Here is a 23,678-nt window from a genome sequence, read left to right as displayed (position 1 = left end):
CGGTGATGGTCAAGCCGGGACTCTGGTCAAGCCGGGACTCTGGCCAAGCGCGTGGAACCCTGCGTAGGCTTTTGTCGAAACGTCCAATAAGGATCATCAATGGCCCTCGTCACTGCCTCCGCGCGGATCAAGCGCATCCAGCGCAATTCGATCGGCCTGATCACGCTTGGTTGCGCGGTGAACTATATTGACCGCTCGACCCTTTCCGTTGCCAATCCGCTGATCCGGCACGATCTGGGGTTTTCCATCGCGGAGATGGGCCTGCTGCTGTCGGCGTTCCTGTGGGCGTATGCCGCGTTCCAGCTTCCCGCCGGCGCGCTGGTGGATCGGTTGGGACCGCGCAAGCTGCTGGGGGCCGGCATGTTCGTGTGGTCGATCGCCCAGGCGGCAGGTGGCTTCGTCGGTGGGTTCTGGCAGTTCGTCGGTGCTCGGGTGTTTCTGGGGGCCGGCGAGTCGCCGCAGTTCTCCGGCCTGGTACGTGTCGTGCGGGACTGGTACAATGTCCGCGAGCGGGGGTTGCCCACCGGGATCGGGCTTTGCGGGTCCAAGCTGGGGCCTGCCATCGCGCCGCTGATCCTGACCGCGCTGATGCTGTCGTTCGGCTGGCGCTGGATGTTCGTCGTCATGGGCGTGGTCGGTATCGGCGTGTCGCTGATCTGGTATGCGGTTTATCGGGAGCCGCGCGAGATCGATCTGACGGCGGACGAAAAAGCCTATCTGTCCGATGGCGAGGTTCCGACGACCGCGGATCGGGTGACCTGGGCCGACTGGAAGCACCTGTTCGCCTATCGCGCGACGTGGGGCATGGTCTTGGGCTTCTTCGGCGAGGTCTACATGGGTTGGGTCTACCAGTCCTGGCTGCCGGGCTACCTGGAGATCGAGCGGCACATGAGCATCCCCAACACCGGCTGGATCGCGGGCATCCCGTTCGCGTTCGGCGTGATCGGCAGCCTTGGGTCCGGCTGGTCGGCGGATTACCTGGCTCGGCACGGGGTTTCCCCCGTTAACAGTTGCAAGATTCCGGTGGTGATCGGGCTGGTGGGTATGTCAGGCTTTACCGTCGTCGCGGCACTGACTCCCAGCACGTTCGTTGCGGTCGCCGCGATCTCGACGGCGTTGCTGTTCAGCGGGATGGCGGGGGCGATGTGCTGGGCACTGGCGAGCGTGATCGCGCCGCGGCATTGCACGGCGTCGCTGGGCAGCATCCAGAATTGCGGTGGCTATATCGGCGGGGCGCTGGCGCCGGCGGTGACGGGGTTCATCGTGCAGGATACCGGGAGTTTCGTGCCGGCGTTGTTGTTCAGCGCGGCGTTGGGGATGGTCTGTGCAATGATGTATGTGTTTGTCGTGCCGGGGAAGCCGATCGATGCGGCGGCGTTCGAGCCCAGGGTGGTGACGGCTTAGAGCGCTTACAAGCTGACTGTGAACAGTCAGCGCGCTCTAACTCTTTGTTTGATCGCGTGATTCACGCCCTGTTGGCGTTCCGCCCAGGGCGACCACGCTCGTTGTTTTCAGTGGCCTGCCGATCCCAGAAATCCGTCGCAGTATGCGACGAACTTCTGGGGCAGGACACTGGGGGGGGCGCGGCGCTCGCCGATCCTGACCGGCGAGCCGGGTTGCGCCACCTGCATCGGCGTGGCGCAACGGGTGCACCTTCACATCGTTACGCGGCCTTTCCGGTCGCCAACGCATGAACGTCCCCCGTGGTCAGGGCTTTCCCGCCAATTCCCCAATCGCCACTTTCCACTTCCTCGACGACGCACCAGGTGACGCCGCGCATATTTTCACCCTCGATCGAGACCATCGCATCGGTAAGCCTGGGGATAATCTGGCTCTTCTGCTCCTTGGTGAATACGTCCTTGATAATGCGAACCTGAATGAGTGGCATTTGGATCCCTCCTTTTGTGGGGTTGCCGGTACCGCGGCGAAAGCGGAGCCTTTGCGTGACGCGCGCTGGCTGAAGAACGGCTATCTTGCCAAAAGACTCAACTAGACGGTAATAGACAGTTTCAACATCACTTAACGGAACTGTACCGGTCCGACGACCGGGCCAGTTGAGCGGGAGGCATCACAAGTAGACCCGGCATGTTGTCTCTTCCAATCAGCCATGGAAACGGCCAGCCGCTCGCGGCCCAGATCGTTGCCGGCATCAAGCGGCAGATCGAGGAGCGCCATTTGCGGCCAGGGACGAAGCTGCCGTCGATCCGCTCCTTCGCCGATGTCCACCATGTGAGCCGGTTTACCGTGGTCGAGGCTTACGATCGGCTGGTCGCCATGGGCTATTTGCAATCGAGGCGGGGCGCGGGGTTCTACACGACGATACCCGCCGCCGCGGCAAGGCCGGAACGCGCCACGACCGATGACCACAAACGCAATGAGGAGCTGGTCTGGCTCGTCCGCCGCCTGCTGGAGGCGGGCGAACATAAGCTGCTCGCGGGCGGCCCGTGGCTGCCCAATTCCTGGCTCGACGAAGCCGGTATTCGCCAGAGCCTCAATGTCCTCGCGCGCAAGAACGGCGCCTACCTGCTGGAATACGGCCACCCGTTCGGGTATCTGCCGCTGCGCGAGCATCTGACGTTGATGCTTTCGGAACTGGGCATCACCGCACATCCCGGGCAAATATTGCTGACGCAGGGGACCAGCCACGCGCTGGAACTGGTGATCCGCTATCTGCTGAAGCCCGGCGATACAGCGCTGGTGGACGATCCGGGATATTACAACATGTTCGGCAACCTGCGCTTGCAAGGCATTACGATGCTGGCGGTGCCGCGGAATCGTGACGGGCCGGACGTCGGCGTGCTGGAGACGCTCGCTGCCGCGCACCGGCCCAAGGTTTACTTCACCCAGTCGGTTATGCAGAATCCGACCGGTACCGACATGAGCCCGCACATCGCTTTCAAGGTGCTGCAGGCAGCCGAACGCCACAATTTCTTCGTCGTCGAGGATGACATCTTCTGCGATCTGCAGGTGAAGACGACGCAACGGCTGGCGACGCTCGACCAGCTTAACCGGGTCATCTACGCCCGCAGTTTCTCGAAGACGCTTTCCGGCAGCCTGCGCGTCGGGTTCCTGGCCTGCGCCCAGGGCATCGCGGAGGAGCTTGCCGACATCAAGATGCTGACCAGCATCACCACATCGCAATTCACCGAACGACTGATTTATCTGATGCTGGTCGACGGGCATTACCGAAAGTATTTGTCGCGCCTGCATGAACGGCTCGGCGAGACGCGGATCAACGTGGTGCGTGCCTTTGGCCGCCTGGGCATGCAAATGTTCGTCGAGCCCACCGGCGGCATGTTCGTCTGGGCACGCTTCCCGCACATCGACGATTCGCTTGCCCTGGCGGAGGCATCGCAGCGTGAGGGCATTATATTGGCACCGGGTACGGTATTCCGTCCGCACCTTGAGCGCTCGCCATGGATGCGATTCAACGTCGCGGTTTGCGAGGACGCGCGGGTGCAGCGCTGGCTGCAGCGACAGGCGATTCCCTGCGAATCCGAGGGCTATGGGGGCGCATTTTCGATGCGGGCTGAGCCGGCTGGACGGGGCGGCGATCGAACGCCTGCCCAAACGACGTGAATCTGGGACCCTAACGAAATATTCATCCCTGCCCCCCCTTGGCTTAATCCGGCGTCTCGCCCATGGTGCCAGCCATGTCACATGCCACAACATCCGGTCCAGAACCGGCACGCCGCGACTTCCTGCAATTGATTGCCATCGCAGGCGCGGCGATCGGGACAGGCGCGATCGCCTGGCCGCTGATCGATTCCATGAACCCCTCGGCCGACGTGATCGCCGCCGGGGCGCCTATCGACATCGACATCTCGAAGATCGCGCTGGGACAGCAGATCGTCGTGCTGTGGCGCGGTGCGCCGATGCTGATCGTCAACCGGACTCCCGAGGCCCTGAAGACCTTGCAGGAGCCGGCCGTGATCTCCCTGCTGTCCGATCCCGAGTCCGGCGTGAATCAGCAGCCGCCCTACGCCGAGAACTGGCATCGTTCGGTGAAGCCGGAATACGCGGTGATGGTTGGCATCTGCACGCATCTGGGCTGCCTGCCCGGCTACATGCCCACCCCCGACCCGGCGAGCCCGGCGCCCAACTGGCCCGGCGGGTATTTCTGCCCGTGCCACGGTTCGAAGTATGACCTCGCCGGACGGGTGTACAAGGGCGTTCCGGCGCCGTACAACCTGCCGGTGCCGCCGTATAATTTCATCAACGACAAGACGTTGCGCATTGGCGAAAATCCAAAAGGCGCAGCCTTCGAACTGTCCTCCGTCGTTCAGATGTAAAGCGGGCAAATGTAGGGCGGGCGTCTCGACCGGCGGGATGGTTCGTGCGACCATGCGGTCCTGATTGAAAGGACCACCGCATGACGACAGGCCCCCTCGCCCGCTTTAAGGTCATCGACCTCACCCGTGTGCGGGCCGGCCCTACAGCGGTGCGCCAGTTGGCCGATTGGGGGGCCGATGTCATCAAGATCGAATCGCCCGCGGGCGATGCCGGGCTGGGCGGTGAGCGTCATGGCCCGGACTTCCAGAACCTGCATCGTAACAAGCGCAGCCTGACGCTGAACCTGAAGGCGCCGGACGGCGTCGCGGTGATGAAGCGCCTGGTGGCGCAGGCGGATGTGGTGGTGGAGAACTACCGTCCCGACGTCAAATTCCGACTGGGCGTGGATTATGAGAGCCTGAAGGCGATCAATCCTCGGATCGTCTATGCCAGCATCTCGGGGTTTGGGCAGGACGGGCCGTATATCGATCGTCCCGGTTTCGATCAGATCGCCCAGGGCATGGGTGGTCTGATGTCGATCACGGGCGAGCCCGGCCGCGGTCCCATGCGCGTCGGGATTCCGGTCGCCGACCTGACCGCCGGCATTTTCGCCGCCATGGGTATCCTGATCGCGCTATTGGAGCGGGAGCAATCCGGCGAGGGCCAATGGGTCAAAAGCTCGTTGCTTGGTGCGCAGATCTCGATGCTGGATTTCCAGGCGGCGCGGTGGACGATCGCGAAGGAGGTGCCCGGCCAAGCGGGCAACAACCATCCGACCAGTATCCCGACCGGGGTTTTCGCGACGGCGGATGGCTACATCAATATCGCGGCGGCGGGCGACGATATCTATCGCCGGCTGTGCAAGGCGTTGGGCGCGGATCATCTGATAGCGGATCCGCTTTATGCCACCGGGCGGGCCAGGTCGCAGAACCGCGACGCGCTGAACGAGGCGATCGGGGCGATCACGCGGGGGAAGACGTCCGCCGACTGGATCGATACGCTGAACAAAGCGAGCGTGCCCTGCGGGCCGATATACAAGATGAATGAAGTATTCGCCGATCCCCAGGTGAAGCATCTGGCGATGACGCGGACGGTGCCGCACAAGGTGCTGGGCGATGTGGAGGTGGTTGGCCAGCCGATCGAACTCAGCCGCACGCCGTGGAGCATTCGGAGCGCGACGCCGGAAGCGGGGGAGCACACGGACGCGATCTTGGATGAACTGGGGTACGGTGGGGAGGAGATCGCTCGGTTGCGTGCGGCGAAGGTGGTGTAGGGGGCGGTTTTTAACCGTTATGGCCGGGCGCTGACCGGTCCGTATGCAGGCGTATCATGTTGGATCGAATGGCCCGGATTGCGCCGGGCCATGACGGGACGGGGGAGAAACGAAAATGGACTTTACCGGAAAGGTGGCGCTGATAACGGGCGGTGGCGGTGGCATCGGCCGAGCGACGGCGTTGGGGTTCGCGTTGCGGGGCGCCAAGGTGATGGTGGTGGATGCCGATGCGGATTCCGGCCAGGCCAGTGTCGATATCATCGCCCAGCGCGGCGGGACGGCGGCGTTCGTGCAGGCTGATGTCACCAAGTCCGCATCCGTGAAGGACTATGTGGAGAAGACGCTGGCGGCGTATGGCCGGATCGACGCGTTCTTCAACAATGCCGGGATCGAGGGCAAAGTCGTTCCGACCCAGGATTATGACGAGGACGTTTTCGATCGTGTCATCGCGGTCAACCTGAAGGGCGTTTTCCTGGGAATGCGCCATGTCCTGCCGGTGATGTTGAAGCAGGGGTCGGGGGCGATCGTGAACACGGCCTCGGTGGCCGGGCTGTTCGGATCGCCGGGGATGCCGGCTTATGTCGCGTCCAAGCATGGCGTCCTGGGGCTGACGAAAGTCGCATCGACCGACGTGGCGGGGCTTGGCGTGCGGGTCAACGCGGTGTGTCCCGGGCCGGTGGAGACACGGATGATGCGCTCGCTGGAATCGCAGCGGAATCCGAACGACCCCGAGAGCATCCATGCCGCCTATGCCGCCGGCATTCCGACCGGACGCTATGCACTGCCGGAGGAAATCGCCGGGGCGGTGCTGTATCTGTGTTCCGACCTGTCGGGGGACGTGACGGGCACGCATATCGTCATCGACGGAGGCCGTTCCGGGTCCGGCGGTGTCGCTCCGGTGAAACGGATTTAGGGGAGGTCTTGTATCATGCCTGATTTTTTCGAGATTATCGGTACTACGCGTTCGATGCGGCGGCTGAAGCCGGATCCCGTGCCGGATGCGCTGATCAAGCAGATCCTGGAGGCAGGCACTGCTGCCGCCAATGGCGGGAACACGCAGAAATGGCGGTTTCTGGTGATCAAGGACCCGGCCATCAAGAAGGCCGTGCAGGTCTGGTACAAGAAGGCATTCGATGAGGTCGTCGGACCTCGTTACGCCACCAGTGCGCCGCCGCCGGGCGTATCGCCAGATCGTTACGGTCGCCAGCATGGTGCGGTGGAATACCTGACGGAGCATTTCCATGAGGCTCCGGTGTGGATCGTTGCTTGCCTGGAGGATGGACCGAACCCGACGCGCGGCGCCGGTGCGTCGATCTATCCGGCGGTGCAGAACATGTTGCTGGCGATACGGGCGCTGGGCCTGGGATCGACGCTGACGACGCGGCATCTGCTGCATGAGAAGGAAGCCGAGGCGGCGCTGGGTCTGCCGCCGGGGGTGCATTCCTACGCAATCCTGCCGGTTGGGTATCCGATGGGCAAATTCGGTCCGGTTGGGCGCGGGAAGCTGTCGGACTTCGTGTTCCTTGATAAGTGGGACCAGCCGTATCCGGCGGTGGCGGGGAGCTGATTTCAGACGCAGGGCTGGTGTTCGGTTGCCTGGGTGTCGATATTGATATCATCTTTCAGGATCGTCTCATGGCAACCGAACAACTCTTACTTCGCCTTCCTGAAGAACTCGTCCGCAAATTCCGCCGGGCTATTCCGGAGCGGCAGCGCAGTGCGTTCGTGCGCGCCTTGCTGGAACAGGCGCTCAAGGCCGACTCCGACGACGATGCCGACCCGTTATATTTGGCAGCCCTCGCTGTCGAGCAAGACGATCACCTCACCGACGAGATGGCAGAGTGGCAGAACGCGACGGTGTCGGACGGTCTCGATGAAGCCTCTGCCCATTGATGGGCTCGCCCGATGATCCGTCTGGTGGGTTGATCTGGATCCACCGTGCCTCGCGGGCACGTTATCCGGCGTTAATCTGGGGGCGGTCGAGAGCGGACTTCGGGCTGTCCTGAAGCTTTGACGCTACCCGCCCTCAATCCGCGGAATGAAGAATACCTCCGCGCCCGGTGGCACCGGCTGGAAATACCCGGTCTCGTGGTATTCGCCGTTGATGGCGACGGTGGTTTCTTCTTCCAGGTGCTCGCCCAGGCCGGGATAGAGGTCATCCATCGCTTTCAGGACGCCGCGCAGGTTTTTCGCTTCCACCTCGAACTCCCGCACGCCGCTGGTGTAGCGGCGTGCGAAGCCCGTGGTGAACACGACCTTTGCCACACACTCAGTCCGACAGGGCGGCGAGCAGGCGTGGCGGGGACATCGGCAGTTCAGTCATGCGCTTGCCGGTGGCCATCGCGATGGCGTTGGCGATGGCGGCCATCGGCGGGCAGATGCCGACCTCACCAACGCCTTTGGCGCCGTAGGGATGGGTCGGGTTGGGGACTTCGACCATGACCGCATCGATCATCGGCAGATCGGAAGCAACTGGGCAGCGGTAGTCGAGGAAGCCCGGGTTATCCAGCAATCCCTTGGCGTTGTAGATGTATTCCTCGTTCAGCGCCCAGCCGATGCCCTGCACAACGCCACCCTGGATCTGGCCTTCCACGTAGGCTGGGTGGATGGCGCGGCCGACATCCTGGGCGGCGACGAAGCGCAGGATGGTGACACGGCCGGTTTCCGGGTCGACCTCGACGTCGCAGAACTGGCTGGCGAAACCGGGTGCCTGGCCGCCGGCGTTGACGCCGTGGGACGCGGTGATCGGGCCGCCGGTGGCCGCCGCTTTCGCCGCGATCTCGCGGAACGACAGGGTCTTGTTGTCACCGGCGTTGGCTGGCTTGGCAACGCCGTCATCCCAGATTACGGCGTCCTCTTCCACGCCCCAGATCAGCGCGGCGCGTTTGCGCATCTCCTGCACCACGGTTTTCGACGCGTTCACCACCGCCGTTCCAGTGGCAAAGGTGACGCGGGACCCGCCGGTGACGTGGGTGTAGCCGATCGATCCGGTGTCGGCGACGATGGCGCGCACCTGGCTGTAGTCGATGCCCAGCGTCTCGGCCGCCATGATCGCCATCGAGGCACGGGAGCCGCCGATGTCCGGGCTGCCGGTCGCCACAAGCACGGTGCCGTCGGCGTTGACCTGCAGCGTGGCGCTGGATTCGCCGCCGCCGTTGAACCAGTAGCCGGAGGCGACCCCCCTGCCCTGGTTCGGACCCAGCTTAACCTTGTAGGCGGGGTGGTTCATCAGCGCTTCCAGCGTCTCGGCGTAGCCCGCATGGGCGTGCTTCGGGCCGGCCAGCGTCGGCGTGCCGATGCGGCAGGCGTTCTTGTGGCGCAGGTCCAGCGGGTCCATGCCGATGGCCTTGGCGCACATGTCCAGCACGCTCTCCACCGCGAAGGCGGAGATCGGCGAGCCAGGCGCGCGATAGGCCGCGGCTTTGGGCCGGTTGGACACCACGTCGAAGCCGACGGCGCGCTGGTTCGGGATGGTGTAGGGCGCATAGGCGCACAGGCAGCCGTTCATCACCGGCGAACCCGGGAAAGCGCCGGCCTGGAACTTGTAGATGCCGTCGGCGGCGACGATCGTGCCGTCTTTCTTGACGCCGATCTTCACCCACATCGACGCGCCGGAGGTCGGACCGGAGGCGCGGAACACGTCTTCCCGGGTCATTTGCAGGCGAACCGGCGCACCGGCTTTCTTCGACAGCGTGGCGGCGATCGGTTCCAGGTAGGTCACGGTCTTGCCGCCGAAGCCGCCGCCGATCTCGGCCGGGGTCACGCGCAGATCGCCCAGCTTGGCACCGATGATTTGCGCCGTCAGCGCGCGCATCTGGAAATGGCCCTGGCTGGAGGACCAGATTTCGCACTGGCCGTCGGCTTCATACTTCGCGACGCAGGCGTGCGGCTCGATATAGGCCTGGTGGACGGCGGCGGTCTTGAATGCCTTCTCGATCACGACGTCGGCCTGCTGGAAGCCGGCCTCGATGTCGCCCATGGAGAATTCCAAGCGCTTGGAGATGTTGGAGGGCTTGGTCGGCGCCGGGTCGATGCCGCGGGTGATCATGTCCTCGAACAGCAGCGGTGCGTCGTCGGCCATGGCTTCGTCGACGTCGATGACGTGCGGCAGGACTTCGTATTCCACCTTGATCAGGGATGCGGCGTGGTCGGCGATGCTGGCGCTGATCGCGGCGACGGCGGCGATGGCGTGGCCTTCATACAGCGCCTTCTCGCGCGCCATGATGTTGCGGGTGACGTGCCAGAAGTTCACCGCGACGCGTTCGGGGCCGATATAGTCGAATTTCTGCTGCGGCAGGTCGTTGGCGGTCATGACCGATTTCACGCCGGGCAGCGCCTCGGCGGCGGAGATATCGATCGACTTGATGCGGGCGTGTGCGTGCGGGGAGCGAAGGATCTTGCCGTACAGCATGCCCGGCAGCTTCAAATCCGCGCCGTACAGCGCTCGGCCGGTGACTTTGGGGACGCCATCGGGACGGATCGGACGCGTGCCAACCCATTTGAAACGCTTGACTGAGTCGGTCACGATCGTGGAGTCGTTCACGGCATCCTCGCTTTGCTTATTTTGGCCCAGGCCGATGCGCTAAAGTTGCCCATGCGGCGGGGAAACGCAAGCGGACCGGGTGCCGCGGATTTTCGCTATATCCAGATGGGAACAGCGACTTTTGCAGACAGGGCGTCCTTGGAACGACATGCCTCGGATGCCGGATCATGCCGCCGGCGCGAATTGTCCCGGCCATACCGCTGCCGTGCCCTATCGTTCCGCTGGCGGCACGTCGTGAATCGACACATCTCGAAATTTACCGAAAAATCAACAATTTCATCGTCAAATCTAATCCATTTTACTGACTGGCAGAGTTCTTGGACAGACACTAATGCGGTTGTGCTGAAGGCTCATCGATCGCGGAATCATACGCCGGTCAGTTGGCTGACCATCAGAGGGGGATGGCCCCAGGGGTGGCTGGTTTTGCCGAGGGGAACATCGTCCCTGCCACCGGGCCGCGACCGGTATAGCCGATTAGGAGCGAAGGAATTCGCGCGGGAAATGGGGAAATGCCTGCCGGGATTCGTAATGGTTTATTGATGATATGCGCCGTGCTGATAACGGCGTTGCCCGCATATGCTGAAACGCGAACGTTTGCCGACCTTCTGGCCCAAGCGAAACTCCAGGCCGCCGAGGGTCACCGCTGGGCGCCCCCAGGGGATAATATGACCGAAACGGTCATGCACATGATGGATATGCTCGGCACGGCCACGCCCGCCCAACTGTCGGAACTGACGGGCTTGCTCGACGGCGGCATGACGGTCCTACCGCCCCCAGCCGTCAGTGGGGCTTCACCGCCCGAGGCGCAGCCAGCCCAGGCCGTACCGGCACCCTTGGCCAGTCCGCCTCCCCCAGCCTTGGCGCTCGCCCCGCCAACATCGCTTCCGGCGTTGCCGGCCCGTCCTGAACCAGCACCGGCCAGGGCCAGTCCGCCTCTCCCGGCGTTGGCGCTCGCTCCACCGACATTGCCTCCGGCTTTGCCAGCCCGTCCTGAACCAGCACCGGCCAGCCCGATCGTTTCAAGCCAGGCTTTCCCGGCCCCGGGAAACCGAGCGGGGGCACTGTTTGCCCGGGGCCTCGATGCGGAATTACATGGTGATATCTCCGGCGCACGCCGCTTCTACCTCAGCGCCGCCAACCAAGGCGACGCGGCAGCCGCGCGTAATCTTGGGCGTCTCTATGATCCAGCCTACCTGAAACAGACCGCGCTGGGTGGGGTCGATCCCGACCCGGCCCAGGCGCGGCATTGGTACGAACGCGCTGTCAGGCTCGGGGACACCGAGGCTGGCCTGCTCCTTGAAGCCCTGCCAGTGAGGTAAACATGTATCGTCGCTCCCTGCTTTCGGTTCTTCCAGCCGCCGCGCTGATCGGGGTGGCACGCGCCGCCACGCCGGTTGTCGCGCAACCGATCACCATCGGGATCATGGGCGGCGAAATCGATGGCACCTTCATGCGAATTACCACCGATCTGACTTCGGTGCTCAATTCCGATGACCTTCGCGTCGTGCCTATCGTGGGCAAAGGCTCTCTTCAGAACCTTGGCGATTTGCTGCATTTGCCCGGTGTGGACCTCGCATTGATCGCCGCGGACTGTCTTGCCTATGCGCAGGCGACACACCTGTATCCGACGGAAATCGTAAAGATCGAATATATCTGCAAGCTTTACGACAACGACATGCATGTTTGCGCGCGACCGGAAATCCAGACCCTGGCCGATCTTCAGGGCAAGCCTGTCAATATCGACGTCGAAGGCGCCGGCACCAACCTGACCGCACGTACCGTCTTCAAGACACTTGGTATCCAGCCGGATCTTCGCACCGACGAACCGACCATCGCACAGGACAAACTCCGCCACGGGGCGATCGCCGCCAACGTCTACCTCGGCGGCAGGCCGATCCGTCTGTTCGCGAGCCAGCCCGCCGATACGGGCTTGCATATGGTCCCCGTGCTATCGACCCCGGAACTTGAAAAAACCTACTTGCCGGCTGGCCAGTTGACGCATGCCGACTACCCGACCCTGATCCCGGAGGGCCAGACTGTCGAGACCATTGGGGTCGGCGTCACCCTGGCCGCCTTCGGATGGAAGCCAGGGGCAATCCGCTACCGGAACCTCGTGGTCTTCGTCGATAGGTTCTTTACCCGCTTCCCCGACCTTCTGAAGCCGCCGCACCATCCGAAGTGGCATGATGTCAATCTTAGCGCCGAACAGCCTGGTTGGGTTCGGTTCCCGCCGGCTGCCGCATGGCTGGCCGACCATCACGCGGGCACGGCGGTTGCTTCCGAAGGCGTCGACGCCAAGCTGAAAACAACGCAATTCGATCAATTCCTGGCCCAGCGCGGCGGACAGCACCTGACGCCTGCCCAACGGGACGCCACCTGGCAGTATTTCGAGCAAGAGCGGCAGCGGAGCCGGTAGAGCGCGATCGCGCTGAACGGCATGCTCAAAGCGCGTGAGTCATACAATCAAACAAAGAGACAGACCATTTTCAGGCTGCACTGTCAGCCTGAAAATGGTTCAGCGTCGATGCTGGCTGATTTGACTCGATCGGTGGCTTTTCATTTTCGCAGGGACGCGTGTTCGATGTCTTCCTTCAGGTCATCGTGTTCCTCACATCCGAACGGCCAGCAAATCTTATGCAGCTTCGCGAGGTTCTCCTTCGCTTTGTCGATTTGTCCAATCTCGACATATAGTTCGCCCTGGTACTCCAGCGCGCCCTTGTGCGTGGGATCGGCCTCCAGCGCCTTGCGATAATAGGTCATCGCCTGCGCCCGATCGCCGGTTTTGCGCAGCGCGAAACCCATCAGGCTATAGACGTCGGGATGTGAGGATGTGGCCACAATGACCTTCAGTTGGGCCAAAGCCGAGTCGTAATTCTTCGCCTTGATCGCCGCGCGCACCCCCCTCAGGTCGGGCGTGTTGCTGCTAACGGCGGTGTCTGCCGCGTTCGCGGCCGGTGCGATCGCCGCTGCAACAATCAGGCAGGCGAAAGTCCGACGAGGAACCAAGGTTGACATGGCATGAACTCCTTCCGCTCAAGGGTGTCTCGGGCTGGGCGAGTTGCTGACGGCGTCGGCACCATCGCACAGAAAGCAATGGCGGTGGCTCATCCTAATCGCGGACCGGCATTATATACCGGATTGCAATATCCCGCGACAGCTTAAGGGCTCGCCGGGGAATAAGCGAATTGTCCGGCGAACGCCGCCGGCCTCTCATCGTCATGGCGGGCGAAGGCCCGCCATCCACGCCTTGCTGTGTAGGTCTCGGAAAAGGCGTGGATCGCAGGCCTACGCCTGCCATGACGGGACTGGGCGACAGTGCCAACATCGAAGCATTTGTTTATGCACGAAGCCTAAGTTAAAGCAAGAACCTGCGCCGGAATCTGGATCTTCGCTTTTTCCCAGGGCCAGCGATGACTGCCCCCCCTCCAGTTCCTCCTTCGCCCAATCGATCGGTTGTTTGATCGACTGCCCGCTGTACAGCCTGGCGAGCGCGTTCAGCATCGTCGCGCGACTGACGATCGGGGCTGACATGACGGGGCCAGCCCTAGGTGGGCGGCCCGCTGCCGTGCCACGGGCGGATCGGATATTTGGAGAAAACACCCAGTGGCGACCCGAAACTCCCCCGCGCCGAGCTCCGGTAACGACCCATTCCCTAACGGACGATCGCCAGAACGATCTCCACGAAGATCAGCACCAGGATCACGATCTCCAGCCATTCCGACCGGCTGCTGTGCGCCTCGTCGTAGAGGGCCGTGTAGGTGTCGCGGATAATCGACAGTTTCCGGTCTACGGCGGCGCTGACGGTGGGAACCCGGAACAGCTCCAATGCGGCGGCGTAGATGCGGGCGAGGTAGACGTCCTCGGTCACCTGCAGCGCGTTGTCCACTTTCTCGGTCAGTTCCGTTACTTCGGCGACCATGGTGTAGAGCCGTCGTGCCAGGTCGGCGAAACGGCGTGCGCCCGGCAGCATCCAGCGCCGCCTTGTTGCCTCCACCAGGTCGTACATGCGGGGTAGCTCGGCATCCAGCAGTTCGTCGTAATACCGCATCTCCAGCAACTGGGCGTTCGCCACTTCCAACACGTCGATGACGTCGGTGTCGCCGCGCGGTTCGTAGATGAACGCGCGGTCCCAGGTCAGCACCACCATGTCGTCGGTGTAGTAGGAATACCGGTGGCGCAGCAGGTCCCGCCGAGCGCCTTCCGATAGCGGGCGCTGCTCGCCAGACAGGAGAGGGATGAGGTCCAATTGTCCGATCAGCGTCTCGGCGGTTACCGGTTCGCTGAAGGCGTTGGCGACGCCGACGAGGTAGTCTTCTTCCAGCGTGGACGGGATCGGCCGGACCAGGGCGTCGCCGATCCCTTGGCGGACACGATCCAGCAGTTCGGTCCACAGAGCCGTGGCGGGCGCGAGGCCGACGGCGCGGTCCACGGCGTTCAGGCGTTGGGAGAAGGCCGCCCAGGACAGATCGGCCACGGGCAGGCGCAGGGCGATGCTGATGACGCCGAAATCGTAAAGCCGAGCGGTCACGGTGACCTGCAGGGGGCTGTCGGGCATTGGCAGGGCGATGGTGCCGAGGCCGAGGGAGACAGGGGGCACCCCGAAGGCGATCGCCTTGGGCGGTGTGTTGGTCAGGCGTCCGCGCGAGCTTCCGGTGCGGACGGTGCGGGCCCAGGTGTCCTCGGCCTTGCCCAGGTCGATGGCGTAGGCGACGTCGAACAGGCGGTAGGCCAGGATATAGCCCGCCGAGACGTCTAGCGTGGGTTTGGAGGCGATGTCCGTGGTCACGGACGGCTTTTACTCCGCCTTCTGCTGCCCGTCCAAAAACCGTCGAGCGTTCGCCGGATCGATCAGCGCGTGTACCTGGAAGGTGGCGGGAATGATGTCGGCCCAGGCGTTCAGGTGGGCATGCAGAGCCTCATTGGATGGAACGTCGAACAGCACCGCGGCACCGCGGCCGCCTTGGCGTGAACCGAACGGACCTCACCCTTGTCGATCAGGGGCTGGATCCAGGTCCAGTAGCTTTGCCGTGCCGCCGTGACGCTGGATGGGCGTTCGGGGCGGGGTTCGCTGATGACCAGGAATAACATCAGACCTCTTCTCTCAAGCCACGCTATCGATTTCTTGACGCATGATCAGCTAATCCGCCGCCTCGACAGCCAGCACCATCCGGGCGCCGCGCGCCAGCAACGCCGAACGGCTGGCGTGCGCCCGATTGGCAAGATTGTCCAGACGGGCGACCAATCCTTCGTCCATGGTGACGTTGATGCGCACGGATCGACCGCCGACCTCCACGGGTACCAGCACGATACGTGGATCGTGATAATCAGCCGGGTTATAGTTCGACGAATCAGGTGAGACATCGAAACTTTCGGGAATCGGGCAGCCGTCCTCCTCCATGGCGGCGACGACGGACGCAAGAGCGTCGCGCGCGTTCGTCATCAATTCGGCGAAGTCGCAACCCGTCGTGACGGTGCCGGGAAAAGCCGGAAAGCTTATGGACCAGTTCTCCGGCAAGGGTTCGGCTATCCCTAGATAATGACGCGTGCTCATCCGGCGTTCCTGTTCAGCGATGCGGTGGATATTCCCAGCTTGCGGCGGCGCAGACACTGCGCAACGTGCCCGGCGCCAAATCGCCGCGATGGTTTGGCAGCACCATAATGGGATGGTTCGGCTTTTTGTAAATCGTGTGAGATCCCTTGCCTGGACGGGAGATCCAACCTTCGCGTGCCAGCCTGTTTGCCGCTTCCCGTGCCGTCACGCGCCACGCTCCCGATGTGTATTGATACGCACAAACGGCAGGTGATGCAAGAAATATACACATGCATGCGCATAGTTGCCCGATACTACGCGCGAATCGCCGGTGGGCGGCGCAGTGCCCAGAACGCGACGCTGCCGCAGACGTAGAAAAAAATCGACAGGCCGAACGCGACCTTATAGCTGCCGGTGGTGTCGAACACGAAGCCCGCCAGCCAGGCTCCGCCGGCCGCGCCCAGCCCGGTACCGATGGTGATCACGCCCAGGATCGCGCCCAGGTTCGGGCCGGGAAACAGATCGGCGGTCTTGGCGGTGATCGCCGGCCCCCTTGCGCCCCAGGTCAGGCCGAAGAAGCAGGCGTGCAGCCACAACAGCACATGCTGGTCAGGCGAGGTGATCATCATGGCGAATGCCACGCCCAGGATCGAGGTTCCGTAGGTGACGACAGCGGAAACTTCCCGCCCGACGTAGTCGGACAGCGTGCCGGTGACGATCACCCCGGGAAGCGACAGGAACGCCCCCATTCCCAGCACCCCGGCGGCATAGAGCTTGTCGAATCCGATATCCACCGCGAACGCCAACTGGTGCAAGGCGACGAGGAAGCTGCCCAGGCCGGTGAACATGTAGACCGCGAACAGCAGCCAGAAATGCGGGGTGCGGATGGCCTGGCGGACTGTCCAGCCCTCGCCATCCGCAGTGCGCCGCCGGCTGCCGTGGTTTACGCCGCGGAACAGCGATGCCAGCGGCAGCAGAATGACGCCCATGAACACGCCTTGCCACAGATACGCCGCTCGCCAGCCCAGCCCCGAGATCATCAGCGTGGTCACCGGCGCCGAGAACGCTCGGGCGAATCCGTTCGCGGATTGCACGACCGACACCGCCATGCCTCGATTCCGGACGAAATACCGAGACAGCAACGGCACGAACACCACCAGCCCGAGGCAATTGGCGCCCAGCGTCATCACCACGCCATACAGCACGACGATGTGCCAAAGCTGGGTGGCCCAGGCGTTCGCCAGCAATCCGATGGTCAGAAGCGCCCCGCCCATCAGCACCAGTCGGGGCGGTCCCAGACGATCCACCAGCCAACCGACCAGTGGCGAACTAATGCCCGTCACCATCTGCGACACCGAATAGGCCAGCGAGACTTCCGCCCGGCTCCAGCCGAACGCCTCGATGAAGGTGACCAGGAAGACGGTGTAGGCGTGCATGAAGCCGGCACCGATGGAGAAGGTGCCGAAAGCGGCGGCCAGCAGCAGCCACAGGCGGACGTTGGAGAGTGGTTTCAGATCGGACATGAGGCAACCATGTCTGGCCTGGAGCGCGTTGCCCAGCCCTGGCCGTGGGCCGGCGACGCGAACGATGCATCCGCGCGATTTACAGGCGGCGGAGGAATGATAGGGTGCGGCTGCCATGTGCGGCGTCGGAGAGCGCCGTCCTGTGCATTGTTACGGCACATGCCGCGCCTCGACCCCGGTATGACACACAGTGAAATCCGCACTTCGTTGAATTCCTGCCAATTCCGAACCGCATCAATCAGCCAGGAGGAACACCATGCCCAAATCCTTCACCCAGATAACGACCGACCATGACGGACAAATGGTTTTCACCTCGTCGCAAGATTCAATCACCAATTTTCTGTCTGGACCGATGATAACCAACTATGCCGGAATTTGTCTCGCTCTGGTGATGATATGGTTATCGCAGGATTCCTGTAAGAAGAGTCCGTTGAAGGGTATCGTAAACAAAACCAGAGCGCTTGCGTTGCAAGGCAGCATGGAATCCAATTGGAACGGCTTCTCAACCGTCGAGAACCAGGGGACGACGGTTATCAATAAACATTTCTGGTGGAAGTCGACTCAGATGGAAAGCCTGCTGACCGGCGATCCGGACGTATATCTGCAAAACGATCCCAAAAATAAACGTGACGGCCTTCATATCTTTGTTTTGTACTTCCCAAGCGGGCCGGCGCACGGGATCGGAGTCTGGCGGTTTCCGACCACCGCAGTGGTCTTGTACGATCCCAATGAGGGCGCCTGTGTCCAATCGAGTGGGAAGTTCAAGGGTTTCCTGACCGAGTTCATCAAGGAAATCTACCCCAAGGCGACCCATTTCGCCGTATGCAGTTGGTATTCGGACCCAACCGGCTGAAGCAACGATACAGACTTTCCCCGGAACCCGATCCGGCCCGACGCCATGGGCGCCATCCTGCCCGTGGACATCCTGCGGCCTCCGACGCGCTTCGGCTTCGAATCTGCCCGGCTGCCGATGCCTGCCCCATCTTGCCCGCAACCTGCCCGAGATGCCACGCTGCATCCAATCAGGAAACGGAGCGTCCAGATGATCCACAGCCACGCCCAATGGGGACCCAGCGACCAGATCGGCGCGGGGAATTTGCTGACGGTGGACAAGCGCCTCGCGGCGTTGGCGTCGGTCCGGCAGGGCCGCATGTATGACGTCAGCCACGAGATCTACATGGGCGCGCCGTATATGGCGCCGAACCAGACTCCATTCCTGATGTCGATTTTCGGGTCGTGGCGCGACACCATCAAACGCCGCCGCAAGACGGGGGCGATGAACGATGCCGGCACCAATCTGGAGCGGATCGAGATGACCGCGCATGTGGGGACGCATATCGATGCGCTGGGGCATTTTTCCAGTGGCGACATGTTGTATAACGGCAATGCCTGCGTGGACGTGGTGACCGATTGGGGGCTGGAGCGGCTGGGGATCGAGCATGCGCCGCCGATGATCACACGGGCGGTGCTGTTCGACGTGGGCGGTGCGTCGCATTTGTCGCCAGGACAGACTGTTACGCCAGACGATCTGAAACGGGCAGCGGATGCCGGCGGATTTGCCGTGGAGCCGGGTGATATCGCGCTGATCCGCACCGGTTGGGGGCGGTATTTCGGGGTCGACAACACCCGCTATCTGGAAGGCGAGCCGGGCATCGACGTGCCGGCGGCGAAATGGCTGATCGATCAGGGGATCGTTGCCATCGGCGCCGACAACATGGCGGTCGAGGTGCTGCCGAATCCGAACAAGAGCGTGATGATGCCGGTGCATCAGTTCGCGCTGGCCGAATGCGGCGTCTATCTGATCGAGAACCTGGCGCTGGAGGAACTCGCAGCGGCGCGGGTTTACGCGGCGTGTTTCATTCTGCTGGCGACCAAATTCCGGGGCGCGACGGGCGCGCCGGTGCGTCCTATCGTGATGGTGTAAGTCATGGATTACGAACCTGTTGATGTCCTGGTCATCGGTGCCGGCAATGCCGCCGCCAATGCCGCGCTGGCGGCGCATGAGGCTGGTGCCCGCGTTGCCATGCTGGAGACCGCGCCGGTGGATGCGCGCGCGGGAAACTCGGCGTTTACCGGCGGGGCATTTCGTTTCGTGTATGACGGTATCGATGAACTGCTGAAGCTTGATCCGAGCATTGCCGATTTGGATCTGGCGAATATTGATTTCGGTACGTATACGACCGAGCAGTATTTCGATGATATGGGGCGGCTGACGGATTATCGTTGCGACCCGGATCTGACCGAGGTGCTGATCGGCGGGTCCTATCAGTCGGCGCTTTGGCTGAAGCGGCATGGCGTCAAATTCCAGCCGGCGCTTGGGCGGCAGGCGTTCAAGGTGGACGGGAAATTCAAGTTCTGGGGTGGGCTTGCGTGCCATATCCATGGTGGCGGACTGCATCTGGTGGCGGCGTTGCATGCGGCTTTGGAGAAGGCGCGCATCCCGGTTCACTACGACACGACCGCGTATCAGTTGCTGACCGGCGACGCGGGGATTCAGGGCGTGAAGGCTCGCCGGGGCGGGCGGTCGTTCGATCTGCGGGCGAAATCGGTTGTCCTGGCATGCGGCGGTTTCGAATCCAACGCCGAAATGCGGGCCCGCTACATCGGGCCGAACTGGGACCTGGCGAAAGTCCGGGGCACTCGCTTCAACAATGGGTATGGACACCGGATGGCGATGGACATCGGCGCCGCCTCGGCCGGCCACTGGTCCGGCGCGCATGCGGTGCAATGGGATATGAACGCGCCACCCTATGGCGACATTTCCATCGGCGACCGGTTCCAAAAGCACAATTATCCGTTTGGCGTGATCCTGAACGCTCGTGGGGAGCGGTTCCTGGATGAGGGGCTGGATTTCCACAGCTACACCTATGCGAAATACGGCCATGAGGTCATGAAACAGCCGGGCCTGTTCGCCTGGCAGGTGTTCGACCAGAAGATCGTCGGCCTGCTGCGGGAGGAATACCGCATCGCACGCATCACCAAGGAAACGGCGGGTACGCTGGAAGAGTTGGTGACCAAACTGACCGGCGTCGACCCTGTCGCGGCGCTGGCGACGCTGAAGGCCTATAATGCCGCGCCTCGGCCGGATGTCCCGTTCAACCCCAACGTCCATGACGGTTTTCGCACCATCGGGCTGCCGATCGATAAGACAAACTGGGCACAGAGGCTGGATACGCCGCCGTATCACGCCTACGGCGTCACCGCCGGGGTTACGTTTACCTTTGGTGGGCTGAAAGTCAGCACCGAGGCGCAAGTGCTCGATACCTCGGGCAACCCGATCAACGGCCTTTTCGCGGCGGGGGAAATCGTTGGCGGACTTTACTATCATAATTATGGTAGCGGGACGGGTCTGGTTGCGGGCGTAACTTTTGGGCGTATTGCTGGTGAGGGTGCCGCTAGAGCCTGAGGTGGGAGAAGGAAGGCCGGGCGCTGCCCGGACCCGCAAAGGGGCGCGGCCCCTTTGATCCCGTTTATTATTTGGGGTGTTGTCAGGAGGGGGCAACCGAGACGGTTGCAACCCCCGTGTTGCCCCCTCCTGACAACACCCCACAATGAGTGGTTCCAAGGGCGATGCCCTTGGCGGGGTGCGGGGCAGCGCCCCGATCTTCCTCCCCCCACCTCCAGGGCTTTATCCCGCGCGCGGACCCGGCTAGCGTTCCCTGGTTCGGACCAAACCGGACGTTCAACAAATCCGGACGTGACGGCACGGCCGGATAAGGGAAGGAATACGTCATGCCTTTAAAGCCTACGTGGAGTTGGTTGCCAATTATTGCCGGCGGCCTGTTGATGGCCACCTCGATCGCGAACGCGGCCGATCCGGCACGCGGTGTGACCGATACCGAGATCGTCATTGGCACCATCACCGATCTGTCAGGCGTGACCGCCGTGCAGGGCGTCAACAACAGCGACGCGATCCGGATGGCGTTCGACGAGGCCAATGCGGCCGGCGGCGTGAACGGCCGCAAAATCAAATACATCGTCGAGGACAACCAATACACGGTGCCTCGCTCGGTGCAGGCGATGAACAAGCTGCTGAACAGCGACAACATCTTCCTGGCGATCGCCGATGGCGGCACGCCGATGAACGACGCCGACATGCCGGCCCAGTTCGCCAAGAACGTGCCGAACGTGTTTCCGCTGACGTCCGCACGGTCGATGTATGAGCCGTACAACAAGCTGAAATTCGCGCAGTTCGCCTCGTACTACGACCAGATGCGCTCCGCCGTGAAGTACTTCGCCCAGACCAAGGGGCGCAAGAAATTCTGTGTGGCCTACCAGGATTCCGATTTCGGCAAGGACGTGCTGGCCGGGGTGGTCGCCGAGACCGCGGCCCTGGGCCTGAAAGTCGTCGCGACGACGGCGCACCGCCCGACCGACACCGATTTCAACGGCGCGATGGAAAAGCTGCATGATGCCGGGTGCGACGCGATCATGATGGGCACGATCGTGCGCGACACCAACATCATCATCCAGACCGCCCGCAAGATGAACTGGAATGTCGATATGGTCGGCCAGTTCGCGTCCTATGACACGGCGGTCGCCACCCTGCCGGGCGGTGCGACCGAGGGCTTCTACTGCATGACCCCTGCCCTGTACGCCTATCCGGACGATCCGCGGCCGGCGGTGCAGGATTTCGCCAAGCGCTACAAGGCCCGCTATGGCCGCGAGCCGAACTTCCATGGCGAGGTCGGCTATACCGCCGCCCAGGTTACCCTGCTGGCGCTGAAGAATGCCGGCAAGGACCTGACGACGGACGGGTTCATCAAGGGGATGGAGAGCATCCACGACTACACGGATATCTTCGGCTCCAAGCTGTCCTTCGGTCCGGAGCAGCACCATGCCTCGACCAGCTCGTTCCTGACGGTGGTCAAGAATGGCCGCTGGGTACCGGTCGAGACGACCGCCCTGGGCTACTGATCGTTACCCTGTCCACACCGCTGTCATGATGGCGGTGTGGACAGCCTGTATGCCGCCCGAGGCGTCCAACAGAACGCAACGCTTCGGGTCGGCTGCCGCGATTTCGCGAAATCCCTGCCTGACACGGGCGTGAAACGCCGTATCCAGTTGCTCGTAGCGGTCGGTATCGCCGCCGCGCCGGCGCATCCGTTCGGCGGCGACGGCATCCGGGACGTCCAGCACGATCGTCAGGTCCGGAACGATACCCAGCAGACCGATCAGCGCAGAGATGAAACCCCGGTCGGCGCCCTGCCCATAGCCTTGATAGGCCAGGGTGGAATCGAAGAACCGGTCGCAAACAACCCAGGTGCCAGCCTGCATCGCCGGCCGAATGGTCTTTGTTACGTGTTCACACCGAGCGGCGAAGTGCAGAAGGGTTTCGGCGGGGGGAGACCAATCGATGGTGCCGCCCAACAGGATGCCGCGCAGCAGTTCGGCCCCAGGCGAGCCACCGGGTTCGCGGGTGCGCAGCACGGGGATCTCTCGCGCCGCCAGCGCCTGAGCCAACAGCGCGGACTGGGTGGTCTTGCCGGCGCCCTCGCCACCTTCCAGCGTTATGAAACGACCCGGCTTCACGTCCCTGTCACATATTTCGACAGCACTGCCATCGCTCGGCCTGGCAGGCTCAGCCGCGGCACGTCCGCCCCGGCCATCAGCGGCACATCCAGATGCGGCACGCCGTCGCCGGTCACGGACAGCTTGCCGACCGGGTCGCCTTTGGAAACGGGGGCACTCAGCGGCGCATCATAGCTGACCTTGATCGAGGCTTTCTGGCGCCAGTTGCGCGGCATCGTCACGATAACGTCGTGGCCTGCCACCAAGGGCACCGTATGCGATGTTCCCAGCCATACCGGAACGTTCTCCACGGCATCGCCGGCGCTGAACAGGGTGACGTCCTCGAAATTGAAAAATGCCCAGTCCATCAGCCGTTCGGATTCCTCGGCACGTTCGCGCATCGTTGCCATGCCGTTCAGCACCAGGATCACCCGGCGTCCGTTGCGCTTGGAACTGGCGGCCAGACCGTAGCCGCCGGCTTCCGTATGGCCGGTTTTCAGCCCGTCGGCGGTGCCTTTCTGCACCATCGGATTACGGTTGCCCTGCTCGATGCCGTTGTATTTGAACGTCTTCTCGGAATCGTAGTGATAATAGGCCGGAAAAGTCCGGATGATCGCACCGGCCAGAGTGGCGATGTCACGGCAGCTCATGTGCTGGTCGGGGTCGGGCCAGCCGGTGCAGTTTTTGTAGAATGTATGCGTCATGCCAAGTTCCTTGGCTTTCGCATTCATTTTCTCGACGAATTGTTCCTCCGACCCGCCGATCGCCTCGGCCAACACGATGGCCGCGTCGTTGCCGGACTGGACGACAACGCCACGGATCAGGTCCTCCACCGGCACCGAACTGCCGATCGCCACGAACATTTTCGAGCCCTGCATACGCCAGGCCTTTTCGCTGACCGGCAGTTCGTCCGTCAGCTTCAGCTTGCCCTGTTTCAACTGGTCGTATGTGAGGTACAGCGTCATCAACTTGGTCATTGATGACGGCGGTATCTCGTCGTCCGCCTCCTTCTCGAACAGCGAGGCG

The 23,678-nt window shown here is 62.8% G+C and carries 24 protein-coding genes; 13 read left to right on the top strand and 11 right to left on the bottom strand.

Translation table 11 applies throughout. The features are described 5' to 3' along the window. Nucleotides 1-99 precede the first annotated feature (99 nt). The gene (locus GSQ89_RS32140; protein WP_158932194.1) at nucleotides 100-1,404 is read left to right on the top strand and encodes an MFS transporter; all 1,305 of its coding nucleotides are present in this window, start codon (nucleotides 100-102) and stop codon (nucleotides 1,402-1,404) included. A gap of 259 nt (nucleotides 1,405-1,663) precedes the next feature. Here the strand turns inward: GSQ89_RS32140 and GSQ89_RS32135 are convergent, their stop codons facing one another. Continuing rightward, the gene (locus GSQ89_RS32135) at nucleotides 1,664-1,888 is read right to left on the bottom strand and encodes a tautomerase family protein (RefSeq protein WP_158932193.1); all 225 of its coding nucleotides are present in this window, start codon (nucleotides 1,886-1,888) and stop codon (nucleotides 1,664-1,666) included. Nucleotides 1,889-2,085: 197 nt separating this feature from the next. Here GSQ89_RS32135 and GSQ89_RS32130 point away from each other — a divergent pair, with 197 nt between their 5' ends. The 6 genes from GSQ89_RS32130 to GSQ89_RS32105 all read left to right on the top strand — a co-directional run bounded on the left by GSQ89_RS32130 (nucleotide 2,086) and on the right by GSQ89_RS32105 (nucleotide 7,438). Beyond that, on the top strand, nucleotides 2,086-3,579 hold the full coding sequence (locus tag GSQ89_RS32130) for a PLP-dependent aminotransferase family protein (RefSeq protein ID WP_158932192.1): 1,494 nt from the start codon (nucleotides 2,086-2,088) through the stop codon (nucleotides 3,577-3,579). A 74-nt stretch (nucleotides 3,580-3,653) separates the two neighbouring features. Beyond that, complete coding sequence (petA, locus tag GSQ89_RS32125) at nucleotides 3,654-4,292, top strand: ubiquinol-cytochrome c reductase iron-sulfur subunit (protein ID WP_158932191.1); 639 nt, start codon at nucleotides 3,654-3,656, stop codon at nucleotides 4,290-4,292. Between the two features lie 80 nt (nucleotides 4,293-4,372). After that, nucleotides 4,373-5,545, top strand: a complete 1,173-nt coding sequence (locus GSQ89_RS32120) for a CaiB/BaiF CoA-transferase family protein (RefSeq protein ID WP_158932190.1) — start codon at nucleotides 4,373-4,375, stop codon at nucleotides 5,543-5,545. 115 nt (nucleotides 5,546-5,660) lie between these two features. Continuing rightward, the gene (locus GSQ89_RS32115) at nucleotides 5,661-6,458 is read left to right on the top strand and encodes a glucose 1-dehydrogenase (protein WP_158932189.1); all 798 of its coding nucleotides are present in this window, start codon (nucleotides 5,661-5,663) and stop codon (nucleotides 6,456-6,458) included. A gap of 15 nt (nucleotides 6,459-6,473) precedes the next feature. After that, the gene (locus tag GSQ89_RS32110; RefSeq protein ID WP_158932188.1) at nucleotides 6,474-7,112 is read left to right on the top strand and encodes a nitroreductase family protein; all 639 of its coding nucleotides are present in this window, start codon (nucleotides 6,474-6,476) and stop codon (nucleotides 7,110-7,112) included. A gap of 68 nt (nucleotides 7,113-7,180) precedes the next feature. After that, nucleotides 7,181-7,438: a hypothetical protein gene (locus GSQ89_RS32105; protein ID WP_158932187.1), complete on the top strand. Its 258-nt coding sequence runs from the start codon at nucleotides 7,181-7,183 to the stop codon at nucleotides 7,436-7,438. A gap of 123 nt (nucleotides 7,439-7,561) precedes the next feature. On the opposite strand, the gene GSQ89_RS32100 is transcribed toward GSQ89_RS32105, so the two are convergent. Together GSQ89_RS32100 and GSQ89_RS32095 are read right to left on the bottom strand one after the other, a co-directional pair. After that, entirely contained in the window at nucleotides 7,562-7,810 is a 249-nt protein-coding gene (locus tag GSQ89_RS32100; protein ID WP_158932186.1) for a MoaD/ThiS family protein, read from the bottom strand. A gap of 4 nt (nucleotides 7,811-7,814) precedes the next feature. Then, entirely contained in the window at nucleotides 7,815-10,088 is a 2,274-nt protein-coding gene (locus tag GSQ89_RS32095) for a xanthine dehydrogenase family protein molybdopterin-binding subunit (RefSeq protein WP_216856520.1), read from the bottom strand. A gap of 665 nt (nucleotides 10,089-10,753) precedes the next feature. Here GSQ89_RS32095 and GSQ89_RS32090 point away from each other — a divergent pair. Then, nucleotides 10,754-11,407, top strand: a complete 654-nt coding sequence (locus GSQ89_RS32090; protein ID WP_158932185.1) for an SEL1-like repeat protein — start codon at nucleotides 10,754-10,756, stop codon at nucleotides 11,405-11,407. A gap of 2 nt (nucleotides 11,408-11,409) precedes the next feature. Continuing rightward, the gene (locus tag GSQ89_RS32085; RefSeq protein ID WP_158932184.1) at nucleotides 11,410-12,504 is read left to right on the top strand and encodes a TAXI family TRAP transporter solute-binding subunit; all 1,095 of its coding nucleotides are present in this window, start codon (nucleotides 11,410-11,412) and stop codon (nucleotides 12,502-12,504) included. A gap of 140 nt (nucleotides 12,505-12,644) precedes the next feature. Here the strand turns inward: GSQ89_RS32085 and GSQ89_RS32080 are convergent, their stop codons facing one another. From GSQ89_RS32080 to GSQ89_RS32055, 6 genes are all read right to left on the bottom strand, one after another. After that, nucleotides 12,645-13,103, bottom strand: coding sequence for a tetratricopeptide repeat protein (locus GSQ89_RS32080; protein ID WP_158932183.1), 459 nt, complete (start codon nucleotides 13,101-13,103; stop codon nucleotides 12,645-12,647). A gap of 637 nt (nucleotides 13,104-13,740) precedes the next feature. Further along, nucleotides 13,741-14,874, bottom strand: a complete 1,134-nt coding sequence (locus GSQ89_RS32075) for a hypothetical protein (protein WP_216856519.1) — start codon at nucleotides 14,872-14,874, stop codon at nucleotides 13,741-13,743. A gap of 9 nt (nucleotides 14,875-14,883) precedes the next feature. After that, nucleotides 14,884-15,030, bottom strand: a complete 147-nt coding sequence (locus GSQ89_RS38840) for a hypothetical protein (RefSeq protein WP_216856518.1) — start codon at nucleotides 15,028-15,030, stop codon at nucleotides 14,884-14,886. A gap of 195 nt (nucleotides 15,031-15,225) precedes the next feature. Continuing rightward, nucleotides 15,226-15,639, bottom strand: coding sequence for a type II toxin-antitoxin system HicB family antitoxin (locus GSQ89_RS32065; RefSeq protein ID WP_158932182.1), 414 nt, complete (start codon nucleotides 15,637-15,639; stop codon nucleotides 15,226-15,228). A 13-nt stretch (nucleotides 15,640-15,652) separates the two neighbouring features. Next, nucleotides 15,653-15,910 carry a type II toxin-antitoxin system HicA family toxin gene (locus tag GSQ89_RS40355; protein WP_371734318.1) on the bottom strand — a complete coding sequence of 86 codons (258 nt, stop codon included), beginning with the start codon at nucleotides 15,908-15,910 and terminating at the stop codon, nucleotides 15,653-15,655. Nucleotides 15,911-15,932: 22 nt separating this feature from the next. Further along, a complete protein-coding gene (locus tag GSQ89_RS32055) occupies nucleotides 15,933-17,141 on the bottom strand; it encodes an MFS transporter (protein WP_158932180.1) in 1,209 nt (402 codons plus the stop codon). A gap of 256 nt (nucleotides 17,142-17,397) precedes the next feature. On the opposite strand from GSQ89_RS32055, the gene GSQ89_RS32050 reads away from it, so the two are divergent. The 4 genes from GSQ89_RS32050 to GSQ89_RS32035 all read left to right on the top strand — a co-directional run bounded on the left by GSQ89_RS32050 (nucleotide 17,398) and on the right by GSQ89_RS32035 (nucleotide 22,058). Beyond that, nucleotides 17,398-17,994 (top strand): hypothetical protein, encoded by a 597-nt coding sequence (locus tag GSQ89_RS32050; protein ID WP_158932179.1) that lies wholly within the window; start codon nucleotides 17,398-17,400, stop codon nucleotides 17,992-17,994. 189 nt (nucleotides 17,995-18,183) lie between these two features. Beyond that, nucleotides 18,184-19,065: a cyclase family protein gene (locus GSQ89_RS32045; protein WP_158932178.1), complete on the top strand. Its 882-nt coding sequence runs from the start codon at nucleotides 18,184-18,186 to the stop codon at nucleotides 19,063-19,065. Nucleotides 19,066-19,068: 3 nt separating this feature from the next. Then, a complete protein-coding gene (tcuA, locus tag GSQ89_RS32040) occupies nucleotides 19,069-20,547 on the top strand; it encodes an FAD-dependent tricarballylate dehydrogenase TcuA (protein ID WP_158932177.1) in 1,479 nt (492 codons plus the stop codon). 326 nt (nucleotides 20,548-20,873) lie between these two features. Next, a complete protein-coding gene (locus GSQ89_RS32035) occupies nucleotides 20,874-22,058 on the top strand; it encodes an ABC transporter substrate-binding protein (RefSeq protein WP_158932176.1) in 1,185 nt (394 codons plus the stop codon). Between the two features lie 3 nt (nucleotides 22,059-22,061). Here the strand turns inward: GSQ89_RS32035 and tmk are convergent, their stop codons facing one another. Next, nucleotides 22,062-22,673 (bottom strand): dTMP kinase, encoded by a 612-nt coding sequence (gene tmk, locus GSQ89_RS32030; protein WP_158932175.1) that lies wholly within the window; start codon nucleotides 22,671-22,673, stop codon nucleotides 22,062-22,064. Beyond that, the coding region (locus GSQ89_RS32025) for a D-alanyl-D-alanine carboxypeptidase family protein (protein ID WP_158932174.1) at nucleotides 22,670-23,678 on the bottom strand (1,009 nt) is incomplete at its 5' end. The genes tmk and GSQ89_RS32025, both read right to left, overlap by 4 nt.

This window comes from Acidisphaera sp. S103, assembly GCF_009765975.1.
Lineage (GTDB): Bacteria > Pseudomonadota > Alphaproteobacteria > Acetobacterales > Acetobacteraceae > Rhodopila.
The sequence above is the reverse complement of the archived record's forward strand: the minus strand, read 5'-3'. Positions and strand labels throughout refer to the sequence as shown.